This window comes from Coleofasciculus sp. A1-SPW-01, from assembly GCF_040217205.1.
Taxonomy (GTDB): Bacteria; Cyanobacteriota; Cyanobacteriia; order Cyanobacteriales; family Coleofasciculaceae; genus Coleofasciculus; species Coleofasciculus chthonoplastes_A.
In genome coordinates this window covers 21043-27782 of sequence record NZ_JAVJNP010000233.1, presented here as the reverse complement: position 1 = coordinate 27782, position 6740 = coordinate 21043, and the positions used below count along the sequence as shown (strand labels likewise).

The window sequence follows — 6740 nt, the reverse complement described above, 5'->3', positions numbered from 1 at the left end:
CACAAGAAAAGAGCATCATTCCAGACTACCCGCACGCACCCAAATAGCCGCGCCAATGATTGACGCTGACCAGGGGTGGGATAGATTCTGAATTGATATCGGCAATTCATACTAATACGGTAGCGTATTTATCTTAAAAGTCCCCCTAAAAGGGGGAGGCTTTAGACCCTATTTTTCGGTAAGAAACGTAAATGCTCTGAATTAACTCAACGGCGCGATCGCGCTCAACAAACGGATAACTAATCGGAAATGCCTGTATCTGCTGCTGGAAAGGTTTTCACCCCATGCACCGTCTAACTAGCAGCAAGATACCATGTCTGAGTATAAACTAACCTACTTGGTTAAGATCTGTCTACTTATTCTCCGTTAGCACGTATGTTTGAGCAATTTACCCAGCATCGAATTACCACCTCAGACACCACGATTAATCTGGTGATGGGTGGCGCAGGATATCCTCTATTATTACTCCATGGTTATCCGCAAACCTATGTAATGTGGCATCAGGTTGCACCCGTTCTGGCACAGCACTTCACCGTGATTTGTGCAGATTTGCGCGGCTATGGTGACAGCGATAAACCCAACTCTGATCCAGCCCATCTGACCTATTCTAAACGGGTAACTGCCCAAGACCAAGTGGAACTGATGGATATCCTGGGTTTTAAGCGGTTTTTCGCCGCCGGACACGATCGCGGCGGACGGGTGTTGCATCGCCTGATGCTTGACCATCCTAACCGAGTTGATAAAGCGGCGGTTTTAGATATTGTACCCACCCGAACGATTTTTCAAACGGTGGATAAGGAACTAGCCACAGCTTACGAACATTGGTTTTTTCTGATTCAACCCTATGATTTCCCCGAACGACTGATTGGTGCAGACCCAGAATTTTACCTGAAAACCAAGATACACCAATGGAGTGCGACACAGGCGGGGTTCACCGAAGCGGCGATGGCGGAATATAGTCGCTGCTTTAGTCAACCTGCTGTGATTCACGCCACCTGTGAAGATTATCGCGCCGCCGCATCTATTGATCTAGAACACGATGAGGCAGATATTGACCAGAAGATTCAATGTCCTCTATTGGTGTTATGGGGAGCAAAAGGCGTCATGCAACGCCGCTATGATGTCATACAAACTTGGCGCGATCGCGCGATCGATGTTCGGGGTCAGGCGTTGGAGTGCGGTCATTTTCTACCAGAGGAAGCGCCACAACAGACAGCCAAGGCGCTGTTAGATTTTTTTAAAGGATGAGGGAAGATAGGGAAGCCTGGGTGCACAGGTGTGGAGGAGAATTTTTCCCATCCCCAGTCCCTAATCACCCAATGTTTGTGATCAGCCTATTGCTGATCAGTGTGCAGATTGACTATCATGCTATTGGTGTATTACGTGTTTTACGCTATCTTACGGTTAAGTACGTTTTCAGGGTCATGGCAATGGCATAGAAAAGAAACCCGACCTTTGAGAAAAACTCAAGCTAGGGGAAGCTCTCTGATCTATTCCGTTGTCGGTAAGTGCATCTACGACACCAAATTGAAGAGTTCAACTTTGACTACACCAATTGGGTGTGTGACTTAACCTTTTTATGTAGGTTTTTTTTGACAAAACAGTTATTGAATTATCTGTGCGAGGAGTTTATCTTGGCATTCATCCGACTCGCCGATTTGATCATCAATATGGACTATGTTGCTGCGGTGACGTTCAGCACCTATAACGGATTGGGTGAGGGACACGAGATCCCGGTTGTTAACATTTGTTTGGCAATTCCTGAGGGGGCATTAGATGGTCAAGCGTCATCATGTATAGGGGATTGCCAGAATTGTCAGGGTATTGAAAAGCTGGAATATGAGAATGATTTAGCGATCGCGATTTGGAATTATTTTACCCAATCCAGTGAGGTTACAGTTCTGTTTGAGTGATTGGGGAAGTCGGGACTCACTTTCACGATTATCGTGTTTTGCCACCCCGATGTGACTAAACCCACCCCGCTTAGGTGAGAGAGTTTTGAGTTAACTCCCCCACCTTGTTTCCCTTATATCCTCTGCACCCGGAGTCCCCCCGTTTATGAAGACTCGATGAAACCTCTAAGACTTTGTTGCTGATGCTCGTGTAGTTGACCTATGATAAGGAAAGTGTATTACAAGTTATACGACTGTCTTACAGATTCAACCGTATCTGGGAATGAAAGCCTAGGGTCTGCGATCGCTCGCCTCTTTTGCTTCTGTTCTCCTCAAGGTTGGACACCACCAGGGTAAATCTATCGTTTTCGCTTCGATCCCACTATTCCTGAGTGTGGTGTTTTTTTAGGTACTAGCACTATGAGTTCATTCAAATCCGACAACCAATTACGTAATCTCAATCCCTCAACCTCTGAACCTGTATCTTCTGAAGAAGTACAGCAATTTGACCTCGAAAATCAATTAGCAGAACTTGCCGTTCCTTTAGCCCAAGCCTGGAAAGATAACCATCCAGAAGCGCAACCTGCATCAGAAGCGGATTTAGATGTTTGTACGTTGGCGGTGGCGATTGAAATGGCGATCGCCGGGGAAGCGGTTGGCGGTCCCATCGGTGCTTTAATTGCCTCGGGTGGGGGTATCAAGGCGGCTAGTGTGGCGTGCAGACGAGTGCTTTAATCCAATATCGTCTTATGTCATTGGTGAATTAGGATTCAGCAACAAGTATGGCTGTCTTTTTAGACGCCTTGGGAGGATAAGTGTCTGTCGTGTTTTGTAACACCAGAATTCCTCTGATACCGTTTTGGATTGTAAATTTTAGATTGAGATCGAGTTCTCTAATGATGTAAAGCTGATATAGGGTATTGGACAATTGATAGCAATTTGGTTGGTACATAAAGACCACTTAGCATACTTTTTCCGGCATCTTACACCAATTTTAGTTGACTTATAAACCCTTTTGATTTCTGTTAAGTAGGGGCAATTTTTTACCCTCCTGTTTTTTGACCATGGTGTTACTAAATTCGCCCCCGTCGATGCCAGAATTCTTTAACGTAGCTTGCTGATCAAAAAGCAAGTATGACAATCAAGAATTAACCAAGACTCTCATTTCAAGGACATCATTTCATGGCTACTAAATTTGATCCACTTAACACTTATAACGCTCAATCCCATGAAGACACTTTGAATAGAGGGTATCAAAATAGTGCAACGAATTATCCTAACAGCCAACTCCCTCTCGAATCCGTTCCCCCCCCAGGAATGACTCCTCCAGAGCCGAAGAAACAGCCTTCTTTCCTAGGGCGTACTCTTCCGAGCTACAATCGTTTATTATCCCAGAACAGTACTCCCCTGCGGATTCAGTTATTGCAAACCATTTTACCTGCTGTACTGGTTCCCTTGGGATTAGCGGGATTGGTGACATCTGGAATTATTTCGGGACGCAGCCAAGAACAAACTGAGCAGTTATTACAAAATGAAGCATTATTAACCAGTGATCTGGTCACTGAGTTGTTAGCCGAAGCCGAAAAAATTCCCGCAATTGTGGCGCATAATCCGTTAGTCATTAATGCGGCGAAGAATACGGCAACAGTAGCTCAAACTGAAGGGCTGACGACAATTCCGATTGAGCAGCTTGAACAAACCTTCGCCACAAATAAAATTGTTCAACCCAATTCAGCTCTGAATAGTTATCTGCAAAGAACAGCAGAAGTTAGCGAATTTGCGGAATTATTTTTTACCGACAAACACGGGTTTAACGTCGCCTATAGTCGCCCGACCTCGGACTTTGTGCAACGGGATGAACAATGGTGGCAAGCAACGAAAACAGGTGAGGGTCGGTTAATCGAACCGACGTTTGATCAATCGGCAAATACTTTTGGTATTGAACTGAGCCAAGCGATTACTGATCCGAACTCAGGTGAATTTCTGGGTGTGGTCAAAGGGGTCTTACCCGCCGCAGCGTTCGGTACAGTGCTGAATAATTTGCTCTCAGATTTACACGTAGTTGATTCTCAAATCGTACAACTTTTAGCCCTGACCCAAGAGGGTAATGTCACTGTCATTCATAACGTCGGGATTCAGGACGGAGAAGGTCAACAGACAGTTGTGGGCGGTGATGCGATCGCGCAAGGTGCCAAAATGTTGCTCGATAGCCTACAGTCTCAGAATCCTCAGGCGGAATCAGTAGCGAGTAATTTGCCACTCAAAGATTTAACCATAGAGTCAGTTCCCTCTCAGGTTGGCGATTCTTTCAACAGGGCTAACTTTGAATACGCGGGTCGCCGTTATCTTCTGGTCACCGTTCCCAAAACCAACTGGGTGATTGCGGTTTCCATGGAACTAAGTGACCTCCGCCGCACTGGATCTCAAGCCGCGCTGACCTTTTCCTTAGCGTTTCTGCTCTTGGGCGGTGCGATCGCCGCAATCCTGTTATTTTTAGCCCGTCGCTTGGCAATGCCCTTAAAACAATTGGTTGGCACGGCGGAACAGATGATTGCAGGGGATCTCAATGTTCATGCTGAACCCGCAGGTCCGACAGAAACCCGCCTCTTGTCACAAGCGTTTAATAATCTGGTCACCAGTGTTAAGGGGTTATTATATCAGCAATCGGCAGAAACACAACAGGCAGAATTATTTGCCAACATCGCCATTTCCCGCGCTCGGACTGAACGAGATTTAGAGGAAGTCTTCCAGACGGCTGTTCAAGGGGCGTTGCAAATTCTGGGCGTTGATCGGGTGGTAATTTATCGGTTCCAACCCGACTGGCGGGGATACATTTCCAATGAAGCCGTCGCTCCCGCTTGGACTCGTGCCTTAGGGGATAAAATTGAAGACCCTTGTATTGGGGATGCTCTGATCGAAGCTTACAAACAAGGACGAGTCGTACCCACCGATAATGTTTTTGAAGCGGGATTTCATCCGGATCACCTCCAGTTAATGGAACGGTTACAAGTGAAAGCCAATTTGGTCACCCCCATTCTCAAGGATGAGCAGTTATTTGGGTTATTGATTGCCCATCACTGTAATGCGCCCCATAATTGGCAGAATTCGGAAATTGAGTTTCTCAAGAAGTTAGCAATTCAAGTTGGTTTGTCCTTAGACCGGGTGAACTTCTTGGTCGAAAAAGAAGCGGAAACCGAACGGGCGCAACAACTGAATGAAATTACATCCAGCATTCGGGAATCCGTGACCGTGGAGGAAATTTATCATGCCGCGATTACAGGAATTCGCAAAACCATGAAAACCGATCGCGCGATCGTTTATCTATTTGACGAAAACTGGAAAGGTACAATCACGGCTGAATCGGTGGCAGAAGGCTTTCCCAAAGCCTTGGGCGCGAATATTGCTGACCCCTGTTTTGCGGAGCAATATGTAGAAAAATACAAGCAGGGGCGGGTCAAGGCGATTGAAGATATTCACAAGGCAGGTTTAAGTAAGTGTTATTTGGGTCAACTGGAACCCTTTAACGTCAAAGCCAATTTAGTCGCACCGATTTTGGCGTATGGTGATCTTCACGGCTTGTTAGTTACCCATCAATGTTCCAGTAGCCGGGTGTGGCAAGAGTCAGAAATGACCTTCTTTAAACAGGTGGCGATTCAACTCGGTTCAGCCTTAGATCGTTTAGATTTCTTAGCCCAAATTGAGCAATCCCGTCAAAAAGCTGAAAGTCTGGCAGAAGAGCAACGTCAACAAAAAGAAGCGATTCAAATGCAATTAGTTGAACTGCTTAATGATGTGGAAGGTGCAGCCAGAGGGGACTTAACAGTACGGGCAGAGGTCAACATTGGTGAAATTGGCACCGTTGCTGACTTTTTCAACTCAATTGTGGAGAACTTGCGGCAGATTGTCACGCGGGTACAAGAGTCAGCAATTCAGGTGAATATGGCGGTTGGTGAAGACGAACAAGCGATTCAGCAACTGGCAGAAGCGGCACTGAAACAAGCAGAAGAAACGACTCAAATTTTAAATTCTGTCGAACAAATGACCCAGTCCATTGAAGAAGTCGCCGAGAACGCTCGCCAAGCGGCAGTTGTTGCGGGTACAGCATCCAATACCGCCCAAATGGGTCAAGCGGCGATGGATTTAACGGTAGAGAATATCTTAAATCTGCGGAGTACGATTGGGGAGACGGCGAAAAAGGTGAAGCGTTTGGGTGAGTCGTCGCAACAGATTGCTAAGGTGGTATCTATCATTGAGAAAATCGCCCTACAAACCAACTTACTAGCTATTAACGCCGGGATTGAGGCAGCACGGGCTGGTGAAGAGGGTCAAGGCTTTGCTGTTGTTGCTGAAGAAGTAGGAGAATTGGCGGCAAAATCGGCGGCGGCGACTCAAGAAATTGAGGAAATTGTTGAGAGTATTCAACGGGAAACCGCGATGGTGGTTGAGGCGATGGAACAAAGCACCAAGCAGGTGGTAGAAGGGACACAGTTAGTAGATGATGCCAAGAATAGCTTGGGTCAGATGTTAGAGGTATCCTATCAGATTGACCAATTGGTGCAGTTAATTTCTACAGCTACGGTGTCTCAGACGCAAACGGCGCAAGCGGTGAGTAGTTTGATGTACGAGATTGCTATGGTATCAGCCCAAACCTCAGATTCTTCGACGAAAGTGTCGAATTCGCTGCGAAAAACGGTGGAAGTGGCGCGAGAGTTACAGGCGTCTGTGGGAACGTTTAAGGTTGATCCAAAACTGGATTATGAATAAGGTTTTCTTGACGGTTTAGGGGCTACCTGTAGGGGCATAATATACAGCGGTAATAGCTGTATTAACACACCCTGCTACCGTTAA

At 46.3% G+C, this 6740-nt stretch carries 5 protein-coding genes; 4 read left to right on the top strand and 1 reads right to left on the bottom strand.

Annotated elements, in window-relative coordinates:
• Positions 1–110: helix-turn-helix domain-containing protein (locus RH949_RS32655; RefSeq protein WP_446351953.1), on the bottom strand; the 110-nt coding region annotated here is incomplete at its 3' end.
• A 265-nt stretch (positions 111–375) separates the two neighbouring features.
• Between RH949_RS32655 and RH949_RS32650 the strand changes: the two genes are divergently transcribed.
• The 4 genes from RH949_RS32650 to RH949_RS32635 all read left to right on the top strand — a co-directional run bounded on the left by RH949_RS32650 (position 376) and on the right by RH949_RS32635 (position 6656).
• Entirely contained in the window at positions 376–1248 is an 873-nt protein-coding gene (locus tag RH949_RS32650; RefSeq protein WP_006102972.1) for an alpha/beta fold hydrolase, read from the top strand.
• Positions 1249–1592: 344 nt separating this feature from the next.
• On the top strand, positions 1593–1913 hold the full coding sequence (locus tag RH949_RS32645; RefSeq protein WP_232231756.1) for a hypothetical protein: 321 nt from the start codon (positions 1593–1595) through the stop codon (positions 1911–1913).
• Between the two features lie 399 nt (positions 1914–2312).
• Positions 2313–2627 (top strand): hypothetical protein, encoded by a 315-nt coding sequence (locus tag RH949_RS32640; RefSeq protein ID WP_446359081.1) that lies wholly within the window; start codon positions 2313–2315, stop codon positions 2625–2627.
• A 447-nt stretch (positions 2628–3074) separates the two neighbouring features.
• The gene (locus RH949_RS32635) at positions 3075–6656 is read left to right on the top strand and encodes a GAF domain-containing protein (protein ID WP_446359079.1); all 3582 of its coding nucleotides are present in this window, start codon (positions 3075–3077) and stop codon (positions 6654–6656) included.
• Positions 6657–6740: the final 84 nt, after the last annotated feature.

What these genes read in the sequence shown, in the direction of transcription:
- RH949_RS32650 (WP_006102972.1), top strand. Translation starts at nt 376, where the DNA reads ATGTTTGAGCAATTTACCCAGCATCGAATTACCACCTCAGACACCACG.
- RH949_RS32640 (WP_446359081.1), top strand. Translation starts at nt 2,313, where the DNA reads ATGAGTTCATTCAAATCCGACAACCAATTACGTAATCTCAATCCCTCA.
- RH949_RS32635 (WP_446359079.1), top strand. Translation starts at nt 3,075, where the DNA reads ATGGCTACTAAATTTGATCCACTTAACACTTATAACGCTCAATCCCAT.